The following is a 20,111-nucleotide window of genomic DNA, read 5'->3' as shown; positions in this document are numbered from 1 at the left end:
CAACAGCAACAGCACCAGCAATGCACGCGGACAGGGGACGAAGGTGCCCCTGCCCCTGCCCCTGCCCCTGCCCCTGCCCCTGCACTGGCGCGGGCTGCACCGTCGGCAGGACTGCATCGCACCGCGTGGGCTGCACCGTCGGCACGACTGCACCGAACGGCGCGGGCTGCACCGCGACCGAGGTTACGCAGCCGGGCGCGAGACGTGCTCGAGCAGGCGCGGCCACTCCGACACGTAGACGAACTCGCCGGCGTCTTTCACCTCGAGAACACGCGAAGCGGCGATGCGTTTGCGGTACCAGTTGCCGTCACGGGCGCCGACCAGAGCATCGGTGGTGCCGTAGACCAGAAGGGTCTGCGCGGTGATGGCGGGCAGATCGATGGCCCACGAACGGTCTCTGAACGAGAGTATGTCGTTCGCGAGACCGGTTGCGCCCTGGCGCGACGCGTCGGCGAGCATCCGGGCGAAGCGGCCGGAGAGCCCCTTGTTCTCGGGCGCGGCACGGCTGAGTTCGGCTTCGTCGATGCCGAGCGATTCGGCGCTGAGGTCGCTGTGCGAGCGGATGACGCGGTCGAGGTGTGAGCGCGGGGAGAACGCTTCGATGCGGGAGAGGCCGAGCATCCGTCGCACGGGGTCGATGAGGCCAGGGCCGTCGACACGAGGGGTGGCTACGACGGCGAGCCGGTCGACGAGATCGGGGTACCGCGCAGCGAGCGAGAGGGCGGTGGCGCCGCCACCGGCACCCCAGCCGATGACGCCGACGCTGTCGAAGTCGGCGGTGGTCGCCCCTGCGGATGCCCGGGCAGAGTGTCGCAGCACTTCGGCGACATCGTCGGCGTGCCGCTCGACAGCGGGGTCTTCGTCGCGCGGCAGTGGGTCGGAGGCCCCGTAGCCGGGCCGATCGATCATCAGCAGGTGCAGGCCGGACGCGGCCGTGACCAGGGGATCGGGGTCGAACCCGCCCGCCCCGGGGGTGGGGTGACACACGACAACCAAGCGTCTCGACGACGGGTCGCCGAGTGCGGTCATTCCGAGCGCGCGACCCGACGAGAGCAGGTAGTGCTGGTTCGCCATGTTCGCTCCTTCCCGAAACTCCCGAAACTCCCGTAACTCCCGAAACTCCCGTAACTCCCGAAGCCCTCGAAACTCCCGAAGCCCTGGAAGCTACCGTATCGACTGGATTGTGCTTCGGCGCGCGAGGGGCGGGGGCTTGACGGCGTCAGCGCAGGCCGAGAAGCCGCTCGGTGTTCACCCGGCGCACCTGCGAGGGCAGGGTGAAGAGATCGATCCACAGCGCGAGGGTGAACCACGAGAACGTGAAGATGTAGCTCACGCCGCGCAGAGTATTGCCGAGGTACACCTGGTGCATGCCGGTCCAGCCGAAGAAGAAGAACAAGGCGTAGGCGGTGAGCAATGAGGCGCCCTTGCGTGAGGGGCGGGGCAGCGTGGCATCCAGCCCACCGGCTGCCCCAGCGCCCGCGCCGCCCGAACCTGCGATGGCGGGCGGGTTCACGTAGACCACGGTCGTGGTCGACGAGCCGGGCGCGGCCGGAGTGACGACGACGGGGGGAACGGCGGCGACCACCGCCCCGGTCGGCGCCACGAGCGAAACCGCTGGAGCGGCCGCAACGGGGAGAGAAGAAGGTGTCGGCGGGGTGGGCTCCAGGGTTGTCACGGGCATCCTTTGATCGCACGGGCTCGGCGGGTGTCGTATACCCGCTGAATACCTGAATCGTAGCCCCGTGAACCAGCAGCAGCCGATATTCTGTGCAGCGCGGGTCGCGCTTGAGCCGCTGTCGACCAAGGGGTCTCGGGTGCTGCTTTCAGGAAAAACCATCATCGTCACTGGCGGAAACAGCGGCATCGGAGAAGGCATCGTCGTCGCGGCCGCCGCGGAGGGTGCCAACATCGTCATCGACTACATCAGCAATGCCGACGAGACCACCGAGATCATCTCGAAAATCGAGGCTGCCGGCGGCCACGCGGTCGGTGTGCAAGCCGACGTGAGCAAGGCCCAAGACCTGCACAAGATGGTTCAGGTCGCCGTCGACACCTTCGGCCGACTCGACGTGATGGTGAACAATGCCGGTGTCGAGACCCGCACGGGCATCCTCGACACCACCGAAGAGCAATACCACCGTGTGCTCGACATCAACCTCAAGAGCGCTTTCTTCGGCACCCAATTCGCGGCGAAACAGTTCATCGCCCAGGGTGACGGCGGTCTCATCATCAACATCTCCTCGGTGCACGAAGACTGGCCGATGCCCGGCAACATCGCCTATTGCGTCTCGAAGGGCGGCACGCGGATGCTCACCCGAACCGCCGGCGTCGAGCTGGGTAAGTACGGCATCCGTAGCGTGAACGTCGCCCCGGGCGCCGTCGCGACCCCCATCAACGCCAGCACGATGGCCGATCCTGAGAAGCTGAAAGATCTCAACGATGCGATACCGCTCGGCCGCCTTGCCGAGCCGAACGAGATCGCCGATCTGGTGGTGTTCTTGTCGTCGGGGCGCTCGGCGTATATGACGGCGACGACCGTCTTTGTCGACGGCGGCATTATGCAGGGCAGTGTGGGGCTCTGATAATCATTTCGGATGTCTGGCCGCGCCCTTTCAATTGGCAGGCGTTCTTCGAGGTTTCACATAAAGTTGACGAACGATGCGCCTGCTGCTGATTTCAAATCTGTTTCCGCCGAAGATTCTGGGCGGGTACGAGTTGGCCGCGCACGATCTGGCGCAGGCCCTCGCTGAGCGCGGGCATACGGTTCGGGTACTGACGAGTGCTGGTACCGGCGCGCTGGCCGTGTCCCCCGACGAGTCCGAGACCGACGCCTCCCGAGCCGGAGTGGATGTGCGCCGAGAGCTGCGGCTGACGGCTTACGGGCCGGCGATGGAGCTGACCCGCGAAGAAGAGCTGAAGCTGCACTTCGAGCACATGATCTCGCAGCCGGTCAACTCGCACCTGGTGCTCGAGACCCTGCGCGAATTCCAGCCCGATGCTGTGCAGGTCTTCAACGTCATCGGGATCGGCGGCGCGGCGCTGCTGGATGTTCTGCGGCACTCCGGCGTGCCGTTCAGCCTGAACCTGGGCGACGCCATCCCCGTCGAGGTGCTCCGTGAGCTGCCCCGGGCGGTGCATGACGTTTACGCCGCTCCGGGGGTCGCGGCCGAGGCGTTTTTCGCCGACATTCCCTTAGTGGCCGTCAGCTCGAAACTCGCTACCGAGATTTCGAGGTTCGGCGTCGAATTGTCGGGTGATCGCCTGATTGTTCCGCGGGGCATCCGGGTGCCGGCGGGGCTTACTCGGCGCGGTTCGGGCGCGGCGGGCGAGACGGCCTTGCCCGCGAGCGCCGCGGAAGGCACGGCGGGCGTGCCTGCTGCCGCGCAAAGAACCTTTCGTTTCGTCTTCGCCAGCGTTCTGTTCGCCCACAAGGGGGTCGACCTGGTGCTCGACGCTGCTGCCGCGCTTCTGGGCGAGGCGACGGAGGCGTCGAAGGCGTCGGCGGCATCGGCGGCATCGCAAGCATCGGCCGGATCGCCGGCATCCGGTGCCTTCACCGTCGACATGTTCGGTGCCGGCGACGACGCGTTCTACCGCCGTCGCGCCGAGGAGCTCGGCCTCTCTGGGGTTGTGCGGTTCCACGGCAACGTCGATCGCGCGGTTCTCTACGATTCGCTCGCGACCGCCGACGCGTTCCTGTTTCCGACGGCCGAGCGCGAGGCGCTCGGCCAAGTGGGGCTGCAGGCAGCGGCCCTCGGATGCACGCCCATCGTCACCGCCCAAGCGGGTGTCTCGGAGTGGCTCAGCGACGAAGCACACTGCCTGAAGATCGATCGTACCGTCGAGAGTCTCGCCGAGGCCATGCGCAGGGTGGTCGCAGGCGAGGTCGACGTCGACACCCTCGGCAGACGGGCCCAACGGCTCATGAACGAGAACTATTCGTTCGAGACGTATGTCGACGCCGTCTTCGAGTTCATGACGCGACCGCGTACGGCTGCGGCGGCGAGCGCGCACCTCGATGTCGAGGGTGACAGCGACATCGACAGCGAAAGTGACATCGACGACAAAGACAAGAAGGCCCGCCGAGTGCTCTCTGCTTGGCTGGCCGAAACCCGGGGAGTATCCGACGACCTGGTCGTACCGAGAAGGAGCAGCGAGTGGCCCGATTGACCAGCCCCAAGATCTGGCTGCGTGACCGAATGCGTTCGATCGCCGTCGCGGCGACCACCGCGCCGCTCGAGCAGCACGGTCGTGAACTCGACGATCTTCGTCAGCGAGCAAGTGCTCTCGAAGACCGGCTGGCGCTCTTGACGGTCGTGCGCACTCGGCAGGCAGCCGACCTCGACGAGCTGCGGGCGGAACTCGCCAAGGCTCAGCTGCAGCTCGACGAACAGTCGCATCGTGCAGACCGCTACGACGAGACGCTGCACGCGATTCGCGCCGGTGCCGGTCGAGATCGCGAGGCGGTTCTGAACGAGCTGCTCGCGGTGACGCGGCGAATGAACATCATCGACGACGCTGCGCATCAGCCCGACGCTGCGCATCAGCCGGATGCTGCGATTCAGCCCGAGGCTGCGATTCAGCCGGATGCTGTGGCCGCAGAATCGCGCGGGGGAGACCCCCTCTAGCCAGCGATCCCTCTAGCCCGCGATCCCTCTAGCTGGCGACGCCTCTGACGAGCAACCCCCGGGGGCCCGAGACACGTCCTAGTCTGGAGGCAGGCAGGAGGTACGTCGATGGCGACGCATTCGGTTTTCAACCAGGTTCCCCCGCGGGAGAACGTCGACGAGTTCACCACAAATGTGCCGCTCGTCGAGGCCGTAAGCCGGTACGACGCCGGGTGGGCGATCGAAGCGCTCGGCGACGTGGGCCGGCACGTGGGTACGGAACAGTTCCAGCACGATGCTGAGCGCGCCAACACCGTCGAACCCGAGCTGCACAGTCACGACCGGTACGGCAACCGCATCGACGAGGTCGAGTACGACTCCTCGTATCACCGCGTTCTTTCGGCCGCCGTCTCGCACGGCGCGCACACGAGTGCGTGGGCCGAACCGCGCCCGGGTGCGAACGTGGCTCGCGCCGCGACGTTCATGCTCTTCGCGCAGGTCGAACCGGGGCACGCCTGCCCGGTGTCGATGACGCATGCGGCGGTGCCGGTCATCCAGTCGTCGGCGCCTGCCGAGGTGGTGGCCGAGTGGATGCCCCGGCTCCTGAGCACCTCGTACGAGGCTGCCCTCGTGCCGGGCAAGACCTCGGCGCAAATCGGCATGGCCATGACCGAGAAACAGGGCGGGTCGGATGTTCGGGCGAACACGACCGAAGCGACCCCGCTCGGCGGAGGCGAGTATCTCGTGACCGGGCACAAGTGGTTCTGCAGCGCACCCATGTCTGATGCGTTTCTCGTGCTGGCGCAGGCACCGGGCGGACTCTCGTGTTTTCTGGTGGCCCGGGTGCTGCCCGACGGCAGCCGCAACGTGTTTCGCATTCAGCGGCTGAAAGACAAGCTCGGCAACCGCTCGAACGCGTCGAGCGAGATCGAGTTCGATCAGACGCGCGGCTTGCTCGTGGGGGAGGAAGGCCGCGGCGTCAAGACGATCATCGAGATGGTCTCGCGCACCCGCCTCGACTGCATCTTCGGCACAGCGGCGGGCATGAGGCAGGCGAGCGCCGAGGCGCTCTGGCACGTGCGCCATCGTGCAGCATTCGGAGCGCTGCTCGTCGATCAGCCGGCCATGACGAATGTCGTCGCCGACCTCGCGCTCGAGTCGGAGGCCGCCACCGAGACCGCGCTGCGGCTCGCCCGCGCCCACGACGCCGACGCGTCAGACCAGGATCGGGCCTTTCGTCGCCTGGCTACGGCCGTGTCGAAGTACTACATCTGCAAGCTCGGCCCCGCCCACGCGTACGAGGCGCTCGAGTGCCTCGGCGGCAACGGCTACACCGAAGGTTTTCCGCTGGCGCGCCGGTATCGTGAGCAACCCGTGATGGCGGTGTGGGAGGGCTCGGGCAACGTGATCGCGCTCGACGTTCTGCGCACCCTGGCGCGGGAGCCTTCCGCGTATGACGCGTTCGATGCCGAGCTGAGCCTCGCAGCCGGCGTTGCGCCCGCATTCGACGCGCATCTGGCGACCACTCGCGAGCTCGTGCGCGAGGCGCGTCTCGACCCGAACTCCGCCGCTGCAGCCCTCGGTTCCCGTCGTCTCGTCGCCGCCCTCGGGCTCGCGCTTCAGAGTTCACTGTTGCTGCGGCACGCCCCCACCGCCGTGAGCGAAGCTTTCGTGCGCTCACGGCTCGCGGATGCCCGGGCACGCTTCTACGGTGAGCTGCCGCCGGGCATCCGGCTCACCGAGATTCTCGACCGAGCCTGACGCGCTTGAGTTCGGGGCCGAGACCGATGTCGGCGACCACCACTCGGCCCGCGTAGCTCGCCCCCGGCTCGAGCAGCAGCCCCGCCTTGCAGCCGCCGAACGTGACGGTCAGGGTGGCGTGCAGCACCGTCGGGTCGGGCACTGCGCCGTCGTCGGCCCCGATGCCGCTCGGCAGGTCGACGGCCACCACGAGCGGCCGGCGGGCTGCTACCGCACCCGCCGCCTGGGCTGCCGCGCCCTCGGCTGACTCGTCGATTTCAACAGCCAGGCGGATGCCCGCGATGAGCTCGCGCGCACGCCCGCGCAGCGCGGGGTTGGCGCTCGTTCCCGTGCCGAGAATGCCGTCGAGAACCACGTCGCTCTGCTGCGCCGCGGCAACCACACGCGCAAGGGCCGCCGCAAGTGTGTCGCCTGCACCTGCACCTGCACCTGCACCGGCACCCGTACCTGCACCTGCAGCCGCACTCGCACCCGCACCCGCACCCGCACCCGCACCCGCACCCGCACCCGCGAGCAGGGTCGCACCTGCGCCGATCGCCGCCGCGAACCCTTCGTCGTGCACCCGGTCGGCCGTTTTCACGATGGTCACCAACGCGCCACCGCGCGCAAGCTCCGCCGCCGCGAAGAGTGCGTCACCGCCGTTGTTACCCGCGCCCGCGAGCACTAGTACCCTCGCCGAACGCACCTCGATGCCGTGCTCGGCCAGCAACGCTCGCGTCTCGGCTGCCAGCACTGCCGCCGCCCGTGCCATCAGCGGCACTCCGGCGTCGAGCAGCGGCTGCTCCGCTGCCCGCACCTCGGCGGTCGTGTAGGTCTTCATCGCGGCATTTCGGCGTTGAAGTATTGCGCATTTCGGTCGGCATGCGGCTACTCCTCGCACAGCTCTTTCAGCGCGATCAGCACCGGGCTCTCGGTCTCGACCGCCCCGTCGTCGGCGAATTCGCCCTGCACCTCGTCATCGCCGTCGAACTGCTCATCGAACTCGCCATCGAATTGCTCGTCAGCGCCCTCGTCACCCGGCGCCGCAGGCCGCGGATCGACCTGCACGATCGTCAACCGCGTTCGAGGCGCACCAGAAGAGTTGGCGACGGGCGAAACGGTGTACGTCATCGTGAAGTAGTTCTCCGGCACGTCGGCGAGGTCGGGCCGAGGCGCGAACAGCGAGTACGACAACTCGCGCGGAACCTCGTACGACAGCACCGTGCCCCACTGCTCGAATCGCTGCCCCTCCCATTCGGAGACGAACCGAATCGGCCCGCCCACCCGCCAATCGGTGAGCAGCCGACTGCCGTACTGCCAGCGCGCAACGAGTTCGGGCTGCGTGACAGCCGCCCACACCCGGTCGGCGCCGGCGTCGATGTCGATGAAGGAGGTCGAGGTTGAAAATGCCATGCACATACCGTAACGAGAGCCTGCGACATCCGCCGCGCCTCTGCCCGAGCATCCGCACCCCGGCATCTCCGGCAGCGGAATACATCGGCATTGACGATGCTTCAGAACAGGTCGAAAGTTGTCTGCATGAACGCGGAAAAGACCGGCGCAGAGACGACCGGCGCAGAGAAGACGGGCGCAGAGACGACCGGCGCAGAGACGACCGGCGCAGAGAAGACCGGCGCAGAGACGACCGCCGCAGAGTTTGAACGGCTCTTTCGCGCCGTATATCTCGGGCTGCACCGCCGTGACGAGAAACGGTCCGCTCTGAGCGGGCCGTCGCGCGCGATTCTGACGCACCTCGCGTTCACCGGCCCGCTCACGATCGGTGAAACGGCACAGCACCTCGAGCGTGCTCAATCGGTCGTCAGCGACATGGTCAGCCAGCTCGAACGTAAAGGTCTGCTCGAGCGCCGGGCAGACCCGGCCGACCGCCGGCGCTCGCTCGTCTGGCTCACCCCCGCCGGAGTCGACCGCCTGCGCAGCGACGAGTCAGTGCTCAGCGAGACCCGGCTGACGGATGCCCTGCAGCACCTTACCGAAGAAAACCGCGTCAGGCTCTTCGACTCGTTGCGGTCGCTCGTGGCGGTCGTCGAGCGCTCGGCCGCCGTTCCTCTCCTGCCTCCACCCGTGGCTGCCGCCGCCTCGACGCCCGGCCAGGATCACCCGCGCCCCACCACCCCGCGCCCCACCACCCCGCGCCCCACCGCCCCGCACCCCACCGCCCCGCACCCCACCCCTCACGAAAGGACAGCACCATGACCACCACCGACAGCACCGAGAACACCGAGAACACCGACACCACCACCATGCTCACCTGCGAGAGCTGCGGCATGCCCATCGAGTCGGGGCCCTATTGCGACCACTGCACCGACGAATCCGGTGCGCTGCAGAACTTCGACGAGCGCTTTCGGCGCATGTCGCTCTGGCAGGCGAGGTCGCACCCCGACCAGTCGCGCGAGCAGGTCGAGAAAGAGACGCTCGACTACCTGGCCACGATGCCGGCCTGGCACGATCATCCGCGGGTCGTCGCGCGCTGACTCGCACGACTCGGCCGCCGACTCGCACGGCTCGGCCGCCGACTCGCACGACTCGCCCGCTGACTCGCACGACTCGCCCGCTGACTCGCGCACTTCGGCGCATGCGCCCCTGCTCGAGCGAGCGCGCATGCGCCGAAGTGTGCGTGTCCCTCTGCAGCGACTTCACAGCCCCAGCAAACGCGATATAGCTTGACTTTGCCACGATCGCCTGCCTACGATGGTGCCCAAGTAGAAACGCGATATAGCTCGATGTGCCGAAAGGCCGCCGCCGAGCATCCGCGACACCGAAGGGAGCCCAGCATGGCGCTGGAGAAGTGGCTCGTCAGTGAGCCGAAAGTCATCGACCTCGACCTCGTGCGTTCGGTGAAGATCAGTCTCATCGGGGGCAAGATCGACATCATCGCCCACGACGAACCCGGCGCGAGGGTCGAGGTGCACTCGGTCAGCGGAAAAGACCTCAAGGTGCAGATCGACGGCGACGAGCTCGAGATCGACCACCCGCAGCTGCGCTGGGACAACTTCATCGACGTGTTCGCATCGTTCCGCGGCACCGCTAAGGCCGACATCAGCCTGCTCGTTCCGCGGTCGGTCGCTCTCAAGTTCGGCGTCGTCAATGCCAGCGCGTTCGTCTCGGGCGTGACCAACGGCATCAAGGCCAACTCCGTCAACGGCGACATCGTGATCGACGGCGTCGAGGGCAGCGTCGACATCAACACCGTGAACGGCGAGATCTCCATCAGCGACCACCGCGGCGCGGTCGCCGCGCACACCGTGACCGGCGACATCACGGTCAGCGGATCCGTCACCAAATTCGCCGCCGACGGCGTCGCAGCGAGCGTCTTTCTCGACCTCGACGGCGACGTCGACACCATCGACAACAACACCGTCTCGGGTGAGTTCACCGTGCGCCTCGACGAGGGGCTGGGCGCGCGTTACAACGTGAACACCGTTTCGGGTGTGCTGAGTCTCGACGGCTCGGTGTTCCGCGGAACCTACGGCAAGGGCAAGAACTTCACCACCGGCTCGCTCGACGGGCGCTTCGCCGAGGTGCACGCCAACTCGGTCGCGGGCAACATCACGGCCGTGCGCCGGCCCGCCGCGGCATCCACCGCCCAGCAGCCCGCCGAGGCGACGGCGTGAGTACCGTCTTCGGCCACGGCGACCTGCGGCTGTACCTGCTGAAGCTGCTCGCCGAGCAGCCGCGCCACGGCTACGAGCTCATCCAAGAGCTGAGCACTCGCTTCGGCGGAACCTACAGCCCGAGCGCCGGCACCATCTACCCGCGCCTGGCGAAGCTCGAAGACGAGGGTCTCGTCACCAAATCGACCGATGGCCGCAAGACCGTCTACTCGATCACCGACGCCGGCCGAGCCGAACTGGATGCCCGGCAAGACGACCTCGACTCCATCGAGAACAACGTGAGCGACTCGCTGCGCACCCTCGCCGACGGATTACGCGCCGGCGTGAACGAAGCCATGCGCAGCCTGCGCGCCGACCTCGCCGCCGCCGCCCAGGCGTCGCGCCCCGACTCTGCGCGAACCCGTTCCGAAGGCCGCCCGGTCAACTACGGCTTTCCCGCCGCCGATCCGCGCAGCAGCGACAGCACCGACAGCAGCGACAGCAGCACCGGCAGCAGCGACAGCAGCAGCGACAGCAGCACCGGCAGCGAGGAGCAGAGCGACAACCCCACCCCCTCGGCCGAAGAGCAACGTCAAAACCCCGGCGACGAGCAGCGCCGCAGCAACGCGGATGCCCTGCGTGACGTCGAGCTGGCGATCAACTCCTTCCGCAGTGCGGTGCGGGTCGACCTGCGTAAACACGCCGCTCGCGGAGCTGTTCCGGCGGCTGCCGTCTCGCACTTCACCGCCGAGCTGAAGCGCATTCAGGCCGAGCTGAAGGCCAGCCTCGGCTCCTGACGGGGCACGGGCCTCAGTGGCGGGTTTCGAGCTCCATCGGCACGAAGACCCCGTTGACGAGGTGCCCCGCGATGGGCGCCGAACTCGTGGTCGTGGGCCCGCCGGTCGGCGTCGCACTTGAAGGCCCGGCGGTCGGCGCGCCAGCTGCCGCCGTGCCGTCCGTGCCAAGATGCAGCCCGACACCGACGCCGGCGCCGAGCGCAACGGATCCGCCGCGCCCCTTCGACATGCGATCGATGAGCGCCAGCGCTAGCGCCGACAAGATGAACACGCTGTGAATGATCACCTGCCAGAACACCCCCTCGCTGGTGTATGTCTCGCCCGTGATGCTCTCGTCTTCCGACTCGGGCGAGCCGATGTCGCCCACCTCGATGAACGTCTTCAGCAGATGGATCGACGAGATACCGATGATGGCCATCGCCAGCTTGACCTTCAGCACATTGGCGTTGACGTGCGACAACCACTCGGGCTGATCCGGATGCCCGTCGATGTCGATGCGTGACACGAACGTCTCGTAGCCGCCGATGATCACCATGATCAGCAGGTTCGCGATCATCACCACGTCGATGAGGCCGAGCACGGCGAGCATGATTTTCGCTTCGTCGATCTTCAGCGGGTCGTGGATCACGGTCTCGGCGAGGTGGATCAGCTCGATCACGAACACCACGACGTAGATGAGCTGGGCCACGATGAGCCCGAGGTACAGCGGAGCCTGCAGCCAGCGGCTGAAGAAGATCAGGTACCCGATGCCTTTCACGCCTGCGCTTTGGGGTCGGTAGGAACGAATAATGGTCGAATCGGGTTTGGCCATGCTTCGAGGGTACGAGACGCTTCCTGTACACTCTCTCAATGAAGGGGAGTATCCCACTTCACCGTTGTCGTCAATACGGTCTTCGTCATCGAAGGCCCGGCGCGGTGGCACGATTCTTCGTGCGGGAGAGACTTTCGCCGCTTTGTCGTGCGAAAGGTTCGAATGACCGCTCTGCCCCTCTGGTTCGAGATCACGTCTCTCGTCGTCTTGACCCTGATTCTCATCGGCGACCTGCTGCTCGTCATCAAGCGCCCGCACATCCCCTCGACGAAAGAGTCGACCCTCTGGGTCGCGTTCTACGTGCTGCTGGCGCTCATCTTCGCGGGCCTCATGTGGGTCATCGGCGACAGCACGCACGCCGTCGAATTCCTCGCCGGCTGGGTCACCGAGTACAGCCTCAGTATCGACAACCTGTTCGTGTTCGTGATCATCATGGCGCGCTTCGCGGTGCCCCGAAAGCTGCAGCAAGAGGTGCTGATGGTGGGCATCATCATCGCCCTGATTCTGCGCGCCATCTTCATCGTGCTGGGCGCCAGCCTCATCGAGAACTTCAGCTGGATCTTCTACATCTTCGGCGCGTTCTTGCTCTACACCGCCATCAAGCAGGCCTTCGGCAAGCACGACGACGAGGCAGACCAGAAAGACAATCTGCTCACCCGTGTGCTGCGCAAGCGCGTGGCGATCTCGCCCGACTTCGACGGCACCAAGGTGCGCACCACCATCGACGGCAAGCGCTTCTTCACGCCGATGATCATCGTGTTCATCGCCATCGGGTCGACCGATCTGCTGTTCGCGCTCGACTCGATTCCGGCCATCTTCGGCATTACGCAGAGCCCGTTCATCGTGTTCGCGGCGAACATCTTCGCCCTGATGGGCCTTCGCCAGCTCTACTTCTTGCTCGGTGGCCTGCTCGACAAGCTGGTCTACCTGCACTACGGCATCGCGTTCATCCTCGCCTTCATCGGGGTGAAGCTCGTGTTCCACGCCCTGCACGACAACCAGCTGCCGTTCATCAACGGTGGTGAGGGAATCGACTGGGTGCCCGACATCTCGACCTTCGCCTCGCTCGCGGTGATCATCCTCTCGATGGCCGTCGCCACCGTAGCGAGCCTCATCAAGATGCGAGTGGATGCTCGGCGAGCCGTCACCTCGAACGACGCACCGAAGTAGCCGTCGGGAATCAATTCCAACCCGCGCGGTTAGAATGAGCGGATACATCAGCACGCGGTAGCACCGCGTTCGAGAAGGAAGAATCATGTCAGAAACCAGGGCTCGCACCCTCGCCGAAAAGGTGTGGGATGACCATGTTGTCGTCAAAGGCGAAGACGGCAGCCCTGACCTTCTCTACATCGACCTCCACCTCGTGCACGAGGTCACCAGCCCGCAGGCCTTCGACGGCCTGCGCGCCGCGGGCCGCCCGGTGCGCCGCCTCGACCTGACGATTGCCACCGAAGACCACAACACGCCGACGCTGGCCATCAACAAGCCCATCGCCGACGCGACGAGCCGCCTGCAGATCGACACCCTGCGCGCCAACGCCAAGGAGTTCGGCGTTCGGCTGCACTCGCTCGGCGATGTCGAGCAGGGCATCGTGCACGTGGTGGGCCCGCAGCTCGGCTTGACGATGCCGGGTATCACCGTAGTCTGCGGCGACTCGCACACCTCGACCCACGGCGCGTTCGGCGCGATGGCGTTCGGCATCGGCACCAGCGAGGTCGAGCACGTGCTCGCCACGCAGACCCTGCCGCTGAAGCCCTTCAAGACGATGGCCATCACCGTCGAGGGCACGCTGCGCCCCGGCGTGACGGCGAAAGACATCATTCTCGCGGTGATCGCGAAGATCGGCACCGGCGGCGGGCAGGGTTACGTGCTCGAGTACCGCGGTTCGGCCATCCGGTCGTTGTCGATGGATGGTCGCATGACCATCTGCAACATGTCGATCGAGGCGGGCGCACGCGCCGGTATGGTCGCACCCGACGAGACGACGTACGAGTATCTCAAGGGTCGCCCGCACGCTCCCGCGGGCGACGACTGGGATGAGGCCGTGGCGTACTGGAACACGCTCGCCACCGACGAAGACGCGATCTTCGACGCCGAGGTCTTTTTGAACGCCGACGAGCTCGAGCCGTTCGTCACCTGGGGCACCAACCCCGGCCAGGGCGTCTCGCTGAGCGAGAACGTGCCCGACCCGTCGCTGATCATCGACGCGAACGACCGCGCCAACGCCGAACGGGCGCTGGAGTACATGGCGCTCACCGCGAACACTCCGATGAAAGAGATCGCGGTCGACGCCGTGTTCATGGGGTCGTGCACGAACAGCCGCATCGAAGACCTGCGCGCGTTCGCCTCGGTCATCAAGGGGCAGAAGAAGGCAGACAATGTTCGCGTCATGGTCGTTCCGGGCTCAGCGCGGGTGCGCATCGAGGCCGAGGCCGAGGGCATCGACAAGATCGTCGAAGAGTTCGGTGCCGAGTGGCGCTTCGCGGGCTGCTCGATGTGTCTCGGAATGAACCCAGACCAGCTGGCGCCCGGCGAACGCTGTGCATCCACCTCGAACCGCAACTTCGAGGGCCGGCAGGGCAAGGGCGGGCGCACCCATCTGGTGTCGCCGCTCGTCGCCGCCGCGACTGCGATCAGGGGAACGCTGTCGAGCCCCTGGGATCTCACCCAGAACGAGCACTCGCTCGTCGGTGCGTCGTCGAACGAAGGGGTGGCCTGAGCATGGACGCCGTATCCGTCATCACCGGAGTCGCTGCGCCGCTGACCCGGTCGAACGTCGACACCGACCAGATCATCCCCGCCGTGTTCTTGAAGCGCGTCACAAAGACGGGCTTCGAAGACGCCCTGTTTTATGCCTGGCGCCAAGACCCCGACTTCGTACTGAACCAGCCCGAATACCAGGGCGCCAAGATTCTGGTGGCGGGCCCCGACTTCGGCACGGGTTCGAGCCGTGAGCACGCCGTCTGGGCGCTGCGCGACTACGGATTCGACGCCGTGCTCAGCTCGCGCTTCGGCGACATCTTCCGCGGCAACTCGGGCAAGCAGGGCCTGCTCGTCGCCACCCTGAGCGAAGCCGACATCGAAACCATCTGGTCGGCCATCGACGCCGAGCCGGGCCTTTCGATCAGTGTCGATTTGAACACGAAAACCGTGTCTGTGGGCGACCTCCGGCTGCCGTTCGACATCGATGACTACACTCGGTGGAGGCTGCTCGAAGGTCTCGACGACATCGGGCTCACTCTGCGCAATGAAGCAGAGATCACAGAATTCGAGAGCCGCCGAGCATCATGGCGGCCGAAGACACTCCCAGTGAAGTAGGCAGCACCCTTTATGAACACACTCCTCCAAGACGCATCACTCCTGCTCGATGCACAGAAGGCGGCGGCTCGCGTGGGTCTTCTCTCTGACACCATCATCGTGAACGGCGGGCGCCCCTTGCGCGGCCGTATCGACGTGCGCGGGGCGAAGAACCTGGTCACGAAGGCCATGGTCGCCTCTCTGCTCGGCGACACGAAGAGCGTCTTGCGTGACGTGCCCGACATCAGCGACGTGCACGTCGTCTCGCGGTTGCTCGAGATTCACGGCGTCGAGATCACGGGCAGCCCCGAATCGGGCATCCTCGTTCTCGACCCGGCCAACGTGGCCATCGCCCAGAGCGCCGAGATCGACGCTCTGTCGGGGTCGAGCCGCATTCCGATCCTGTTCTGCGGGCCGCTGCTGCACCGTTTGGGGCACGCGTTCATTCCCGACCTCGGCGGTTGCCGCATCGGCGACCGCCCCATCGACTTTCACCTCGACGCCCTGCGCGCCTTCGGTGCCGTCGTCGACAAGCTGCCGAGCGGCATCAACATCACGGCGCCCAACGGCCTCAAGGGCGCCAACATCGAGCTGCCCTACCCTAGCGTCGGCGCCACCGAGCAGGTTCTGCTCACCGGTGTTCGTGCCAAGGGCATCACCGAGCTGAAGAACGCGGCCATCGAGCCCGAGATCATGGATCTCATTGCCGTGCTGCAGAAGATGGGCGCGATCATCTCGATCGAGCCCAACCGGGTCATTCTCATCGAGGGCGTCGACAGCCTGAAGGGCTACGACCACCGTGCCTTGTTCGACCGTAACGAGGCCGCGAGCTGGGCATCCGCTGCTCTGGCGACCAAGGGCGACATTTTCTGCGTGGGCGCGAAGCAGCAAGAGATGATGACGTTCTTGAACGTCTTTCGTAAGATCGGCGGCGACTTCGACATCGAAGAAGACGGCATTCGGTTCTTCCACCCGGGCGGTGACCTCAAGCCTGTCGTCATCGAGACCGATGTGCACCCCGGCTTCATGACCGACTGGCAGCAGCCGCTCATCGTGGCGCTGACCCAGGCCATCGGTACGTCTGTCGTGCACGAGACGGTGTACGAGAACCGCTTCGGCTTCACCGAGGCGCTCGTCGAGATGGGCGCCGACATCACGGTACACAAGAACGGTCTCGAGGGCGAGGGCCGCCGCGTTCCGCGTCGTGCGCTCGAGCAGGCCGCCGTCATCGTCGGGCCTACCAAGCTGCACGGTGCCGACATCGAGGTTCCCGACCTGCGGGGCGGCTTCAGCCACCTCATCGCGGCTCTCACCGCTCAGGGTCAGTCGCGGGTCAGCAACGTCGGGCTCATCAGCCGCGGCTACGGTGACTTCACCGGCAAGCTCGAGAAGCTCGGAGCAGACTTCTCCTTCGAGTCGTAACCCTTCTTCATGCCGCAACAGGCAAGGGCGCACGAGAAGAATGTCGCGTTCCGGGTAATGGCTGCGCCGGTCATCGCCTTCACGGCGGCGATCTGCCGGCTCGACGTTCAGCACGGTGAGAAGCTGCCGAAGACCGGCTCTTTTGTGCTCACCCCGAATCACTTCAGCGACTTCGACCCGGTGGTCATCGGATGGTCGGTGTGGCGCCTGGGCCGTGCTCCGCGTTTTCTCGCGAAGGCGTCTCTCTTCCGCGTGCCGGTGCTCGGCTGGGCACTGCGCCAGGTGAAGCAGATACCCGTCGAGCGCACCACCCGAACCTCCGGCGGTGAAGCCATGTCGGCCGCAAATGATCTGGCGGCGTCGGGTGCGGGCGTCATCGTGTACCCCGAAGGAACCCTGACTCGCGAGCCCGACCTCTGGCCGATGCGCGGCAAATCGGGGGCCGTGCGCATCGCGCTCGAGAACGGCGTGCCGCTGATTCCGGTGGCGCACTGGGGCGACCAGCACATTCTGCCGCGCTGGAGCAAGAAGATCAGCCTCTTCCCGCGAAAGACCGTTCACGTTCTTTACGGCGACGAGGTCGATCTCGACCGGTTTCGCGGCAAGCCGCTGACCCAGAGCGCTCTGCTCGAAGCGACCGACCAGGTCATGACCGCCATCACCACTCTGCTCGAGCAGCTTCGTGGCGAGAGCGCACCCGCCGAGCGGTACAACCCGGCCGACCACAACCAGACCGAATTCGGAAGACCGCTGTGACGCCCCGATCAGTCACGCCTCGCTCCTCTCGTGCGAGCCGGGCCGCCGCGCGCGCCGCGGCGCTGGCCGCCCCGCAGAAGGCCGTCACCGTGCTCGGGGCCGGCAGCTGGGGTACCACGTTCAGCAAGATCCTCGCCGACGGGGGAGCAGACGTCACCCTCTGGGCTCGGCGCCCCGAACTCGCGCGCGAGATCAACGAGGCCAAGCGCAACAGCGATTACCTGCCGGGCGTGAACCTGCCGCCGGGCATCCGCGCCACCGCCAGCCTCGAACAGGCCGTCGCCGGGTCGTCGATCGTGTTCGTGTCGATTCCGAGCCAGTCGCTGCGCTCGAATCTCGATGCGTTGCGGCCCGCGCTGGGCGACGACACCATCGTGGTCAGTCTGATGAAGGGCGTCGAAAAGGGCACGGGGCTCCGCATGAGCGAGGTGCTCGAGCACGGTCTTGATCTTCACCGCGATCGGCTGGCCGTGGCCTCTGGCCCCAACCTCGCGCTCGAGATCGCCAAAGAGCAGCCGACGGCCGCCGTCATCGCGTCTGACAGCCTTTCGACCGCCGAGGCTGTAGCGATGGTCGCCACCAACCGCTACTTTCGCTCATACGTCAATACCGACGTCATCGGCACGGAGTTCGGCGGCGTGCTGAAGAACCTCATCGCCGTGGCCATCGGCATCGTGGACGGCGTCGGCTACGGCGAGAACACGAAGGCGTCGATCATCACGCGAGGGCTCGCCGAGATGACGGCGTTCGCGGTGGCGTATGGCGGGCATCCTGAGACCATGGCCGGGCTCGCCGGGCTCGGCGACCTCATCGCCACCAGCAGCTCGCCGCTCTCGCGCAACAACACCGCGGGCCGGTTGCTCGGCCAGGGTTACAGCTTCGCCGACGTGGTGGGCCGCATGCAGCAGACCGCCGAGGGGCTCGCGTCGGTGGCGCCGATCCTCACGCTCGCCGCGGCACGCGGTGTCGACATGCCTATCGTTCAGCAGGTCAGCCAGGTGCTTGCCGGTACGCTGAACCCCCGGGATATTGCACCGCACCTCACAACCGATTCACTCGAACCCCAGGGCGAAAGGCCGAACGATGGCAAACAAAACCGTGGTGGCTCTGCTCTTTGGCGGCCGTTCCAGCGAGCATTCGATCAGCTGCGCGACGGCCGGCGGGGTGCTCAAGGCGATTGACCGCTCGCGGTACGAGGTCGTACCTATCGGCATCACGCGTGACGGCGCGTTTGTGCTCGAAGACGACGACGCATCGAAGTTCACACTCGACCCGGCGAACCTGCCGTCGGTCGTCGATAACGGCACCCGTGTGCACTGGCCCGAGAGCGCGCTCTCGCGTGAGCTGACGGTAACGGATGCCCGGGGCGCTGTTCGCTCGCTGGGCGCCGTCGACGTGGTTTTTCCCATCCTGCACGGCCCGTACGGCGAAGACGGCACCATTCAGGGTCTGCTCGAGCTCGTCGGGCTACCGTATGTCGGGGCCGGTGTGCTCGCCTCCGCTCTCGGCATGGACAAGCACTTCACCAAGACCGTGCTGCAGCAGGCGGGCATCGAAGTGGCGCCGTGGCGCACAGTGACCGCGCGCGAGTGGGCCGCGGCTCCCGCTGAGGTCGAAGCGGTGGCGGCCGCCGCTCTGACGCTGCCCGTCTTCGTCAAGCCCGCTCGGGCCGGCTCGTCGGTCGGCGTCAGTAAGGTCAAGCAGTGGTCTGAGCTTTGTGCGGCGATGACGGTGGCGCTCGCCGAAGACAACCGGGTTCTCATCGAAGAGGGAATCGTGGGCCGCGAGGTGGAGTGCGGCGTGCTGCAGGGTCGTGCGGGGGCGGCCCCCCGGGCATCCGTCGCCGGCGAGATCGTGATGACCGCGCGCGAGTTCTACGACTTCGAAGCGAAGTACCTGGATGCCCCGGGAATCGATCTCGTCTGCCCCGCCGTTCTGACGGCAGACGAGCTCGCCGAGATGCAGAGTCTCGCGGTGCGGGCCTTCGCCGCCATCGGCTGCGAAGGCCTCGCCCGTGTGGACTTCTTCTTGACACCCTCGGGCTTCGTCGTCAACGAGATCAACACGATGCCGGGCTTCACGCCCATCTCGATGTTCCCCACGTGCTGGATCGCCTCGGGCCTGACCTACCCCGAGATCATCGACGAGCTCATCACTCTGGCGCTCGAGGTCTAGCCCTTCGGGATGTAGTTGAACTCGTCCGGGTTCGGCCCGGTGCGCTCGTCGCGGTTGAGGGCGGTGATCGCCGCGATGTCGTCGTCGTTCAGCTCGAAGTCGAAGAGGTTGAAGTTCTCGACCACGCGCTCGCGCGTCACCGACTTCGGAAAGACGATGTCGCCGCGCTGGATGTGCCAGCGCAGGGTGATCTGGGCGGGAGTCTTGCCGAGCTTCTCGGCGATGCCCACGATGGTGGGGTCGTCGAGCACTTTGCCCTGAGCGATGGGTGACCAGGCTTCGGTGGCGATGCCGTGCTCGCGGTCGAAGTCGCGCACGTCGTCTTGCGTCAGGTACGGGTGCGCCTCGATCTGGTTGACCGCCGGAACGACGTCGGTCTTCGCGAAGAGCTTGTCGAGGTGGTGCGGCTGAAAGTTCGAGACGCCGATGGCACGCACCCGGCCCGATGCGAGCATTTCGATCATGGCCTGCCACGTCTCGACGAAGTCACCGATGCCCGGCAGCGGCCAGTGGATGAGAAACAGGTCGAGGTACTCGAAGCCGAGGGCGTCGAGGGTCTTGTCGAAGGCCGGCAGGGCATCCGTGCGCGCGTGAAAGCCGTTGTTCAGCTTGCTCGTGACGAACACGTCTTCGCGCTTCAGGCCCGACTCGGCGACGGCCTGACCGACCTCTTTCTCGTTGCCGTACATCTCGGCGGTGTCGATGTGGCGGTAGCCGACCTCGAGCGCGGTGAGGGTTGCTTCTTTGGTGTCGGCCGGTTTGATCTGGAAGACGCCGAAACCCAGCTGGGGAATCTCGACGCCGTTGTTCAGGGTCACGTTAGGAACTGTCATACTCCAACGCTACGCGCGCCCACTGACGCTGCCGAATCCGCCATCGGGGCTTGCGCTCGGCG

The 20,111-nt window shown here is 66.3% G+C and carries 21 protein-coding genes; 15 read left to right on the top strand and 6 right to left on the bottom strand.

Annotated elements, in window-relative coordinates; all coding sequences use genetic code 11:
• Positions 1 to 183 precede the first annotated feature (183 nt).
• Positions 184 to 1,074, bottom strand: a complete 891-nt coding sequence (locus LQ955_RS10320; RefSeq protein WP_231024459.1) for an alpha/beta fold hydrolase — start codon at positions 1,072 to 1,074, stop codon at positions 184 to 186.
• 145 nt (positions 1,075 to 1,219) lie between these two features.
• The gene (locus tag LQ955_RS10315) at positions 1,220 to 1,675 is read right to left on the bottom strand and encodes a TM2 domain-containing protein (protein ID WP_231024458.1); all 456 of its coding nucleotides are present in this window, start codon (positions 1,673 to 1,675) and stop codon (positions 1,220 to 1,222) included.
• A 67-nt stretch (positions 1,676 to 1,742) separates the two neighbouring features.
• Between LQ955_RS10315 and LQ955_RS10310 the strand changes: the two genes are divergently transcribed.
• From LQ955_RS10310 to LQ955_RS10295, 4 genes are all read left to right on the top strand, one after another.
• Positions 1,743 to 2,582 carry a glucose 1-dehydrogenase gene (locus LQ955_RS10310; RefSeq protein WP_231024457.1) on the top strand — a complete coding sequence of 280 codons (840 nt, stop codon included), beginning with the start codon at positions 1,743 to 1,745 and terminating at the stop codon, positions 2,580 to 2,582.
• Positions 2,583 to 2,658: 76 nt separating this feature from the next.
• A complete protein-coding gene (locus LQ955_RS10305; RefSeq protein WP_231024456.1) occupies positions 2,659 to 4,170 on the top strand; it encodes a glycosyltransferase family 4 protein in 1,512 nt (503 codons plus the stop codon).
• Positions 4,158 to 4,628: a hypothetical protein gene (locus LQ955_RS10300; protein ID WP_231024455.1), complete on the top strand. Its 471-nt coding sequence runs from the start codon at positions 4,158 to 4,160 to the stop codon at positions 4,626 to 4,628. Before LQ955_RS10305 ends, LQ955_RS10300 begins: the two co-directional genes overlap by 13 nt.
• A gap of 108 nt (positions 4,629 to 4,736) precedes the next feature.
• Positions 4,737 to 6,368 carry an acyl-CoA dehydrogenase family protein gene (locus tag LQ955_RS10295; RefSeq protein ID WP_231024454.1) on the top strand — a complete coding sequence of 544 codons (1,632 nt, stop codon included), beginning with the start codon at positions 4,737 to 4,739 and terminating at the stop codon, positions 6,366 to 6,368.
• On the opposite strand, the gene LQ955_RS10290 is transcribed toward LQ955_RS10295, so the two are convergent.
• Positions 6,343 to 7,188: an NAD(P)H-hydrate epimerase gene (locus tag LQ955_RS10290; protein ID WP_231024453.1), complete on the bottom strand. Its 846-nt coding sequence runs from the start codon at positions 7,186 to 7,188 to the stop codon at positions 6,343 to 6,345. The genes LQ955_RS10295 and LQ955_RS10290 overlap by 26 nt on opposite strands.
• Before the next feature lie 47 nt (positions 7,189 to 7,235).
• Positions 7,236 to 7,760: an SRPBCC family protein gene (locus tag LQ955_RS10285; RefSeq protein ID WP_231024452.1), complete on the bottom strand. Its 525-nt coding sequence runs from the start codon at positions 7,758 to 7,760 to the stop codon at positions 7,236 to 7,238.
• 126 nt (positions 7,761 to 7,886) lie between these two features.
• Between LQ955_RS10285 and LQ955_RS10280 the strand changes: the two genes are divergently transcribed.
• From LQ955_RS10280 to LQ955_RS20200, 4 genes are all read left to right on the top strand, one after another.
• Positions 7,887 to 8,561: a MarR family winged helix-turn-helix transcriptional regulator gene (locus tag LQ955_RS10280; RefSeq protein ID WP_231024451.1), complete on the top strand. Its 675-nt coding sequence runs from the start codon at positions 7,887 to 7,889 to the stop codon at positions 8,559 to 8,561.
• Positions 8,558 to 8,839, top strand: coding sequence for a hypothetical protein (locus tag LQ955_RS10275; RefSeq protein ID WP_231024450.1), 282 nt, complete (start codon positions 8,558 to 8,560; stop codon positions 8,837 to 8,839). Before LQ955_RS10280 ends, LQ955_RS10275 begins: the two co-directional genes overlap by 4 nt.
• A 300-nt stretch (positions 8,840 to 9,139) precedes the next feature.
• Positions 9,140 to 9,979, top strand: coding sequence for a DUF4097 domain-containing protein (locus tag LQ955_RS10270; RefSeq protein ID WP_231024449.1), 840 nt, complete (start codon positions 9,140 to 9,142; stop codon positions 9,977 to 9,979).
• Positions 9,976 to 10,755, top strand: coding sequence for a PadR family transcriptional regulator (locus LQ955_RS20200; RefSeq protein WP_390623369.1), 780 nt, complete (start codon positions 9,976 to 9,978; stop codon positions 10,753 to 10,755). Before LQ955_RS10270 ends, LQ955_RS20200 begins: the two co-directional genes overlap by 4 nt.
• 13 nt (positions 10,756 to 10,768) lie before the next feature.
• Here LQ955_RS20200 and LQ955_RS10260 read toward each other — a convergent pair whose 3' ends face one another.
• Positions 10,769 to 11,566 (bottom strand): TIGR00645 family protein, encoded by a 798-nt coding sequence (locus LQ955_RS10260; protein WP_231024448.1) that lies wholly within the window; start codon positions 11,564 to 11,566, stop codon positions 10,769 to 10,771.
• Positions 11,567 to 11,728: 162 nt separating this feature from the next.
• On the opposite strand from LQ955_RS10260, the gene LQ955_RS10255 reads away from it, so the two are divergent.
• The 7 genes from LQ955_RS10255 (at position 11,729) to LQ955_RS10225 (ending at position 19,216) form a co-directional block, all read left to right on the top strand.
• Positions 11,729 to 12,736 (top strand): TerC family protein, encoded by a 1,008-nt coding sequence (locus LQ955_RS10255; RefSeq protein WP_231024447.1) that lies wholly within the window; start codon positions 11,729 to 11,731, stop codon positions 12,734 to 12,736.
• A gap of 85 nt (positions 12,737 to 12,821) precedes the next feature.
• A complete protein-coding gene (leuC, locus tag LQ955_RS10250; protein ID WP_231024446.1) occupies positions 12,822 to 14,285 on the top strand; it encodes a 3-isopropylmalate dehydratase large subunit in 1,464 nt (487 codons plus the stop codon).
• A gap of 2 nt (positions 14,286 to 14,287) precedes the next feature.
• The gene (leuD, locus tag LQ955_RS10245; RefSeq protein WP_231024445.1) at positions 14,288 to 14,884 is read left to right on the top strand and encodes a 3-isopropylmalate dehydratase small subunit; all 597 of its coding nucleotides are present in this window, start codon (positions 14,288 to 14,290) and stop codon (positions 14,882 to 14,884) included.
• Between the two features lie 12 nt (positions 14,885 to 14,896).
• Positions 14,897 to 16,285 (top strand): UDP-N-acetylglucosamine 1-carboxyvinyltransferase, encoded by a 1,389-nt coding sequence (gene murA, locus LQ955_RS10240; RefSeq protein WP_231024444.1) that lies wholly within the window; start codon positions 14,897 to 14,899, stop codon positions 16,283 to 16,285.
• A gap of 9 nt (positions 16,286 to 16,294) precedes the next feature.
• Complete coding sequence (locus tag LQ955_RS10235; protein ID WP_231024443.1) at positions 16,295 to 17,041, top strand: lysophospholipid acyltransferase family protein; 747 nt, start codon at positions 16,295 to 16,297, stop codon at positions 17,039 to 17,041.
• Between the two features lie 89 nt (positions 17,042 to 17,130).
• Complete coding sequence (locus tag LQ955_RS10230; RefSeq protein WP_231028110.1) at positions 17,131 to 18,222, top strand: NAD(P)H-dependent glycerol-3-phosphate dehydrogenase; 1,092 nt, start codon at positions 17,131 to 17,133, stop codon at positions 18,220 to 18,222.
• Complete coding sequence (locus tag LQ955_RS10225) at positions 18,125 to 19,216, top strand: D-alanine--D-alanine ligase family protein (protein WP_231024442.1); 1,092 nt, start codon at positions 18,125 to 18,127, stop codon at positions 19,214 to 19,216. Before LQ955_RS10230 ends, LQ955_RS10225 begins: the two co-directional genes overlap by 98 nt.
• On the opposite strand, the gene LQ955_RS10220 is transcribed toward LQ955_RS10225, so the two are convergent.
• On the bottom strand, positions 19,213 to 20,049 hold the full coding sequence (locus tag LQ955_RS10220; RefSeq protein WP_231024441.1) for an aldo/keto reductase: 837 nt from the start codon (positions 20,047 to 20,049) through the stop codon (positions 19,213 to 19,215). The two genes, LQ955_RS10225 and LQ955_RS10220, sit on opposite strands and share 4 nt — an antisense overlap.
• Positions 20,050 to 20,111 lie beyond the last annotated feature (62 nt).

Source organism: Subtercola endophyticus (assembly GCF_021044565.1).
In the GTDB taxonomy this organism is placed as follows: domain Bacteria; phylum Actinomycetota; class Actinomycetes; order Actinomycetales; family Microbacteriaceae; genus Subtercola; species Subtercola endophyticus.
The sequence above is the reverse complement of the archived record's forward strand: the minus strand, read 5'-3'. Positions and strand labels throughout refer to the sequence as shown.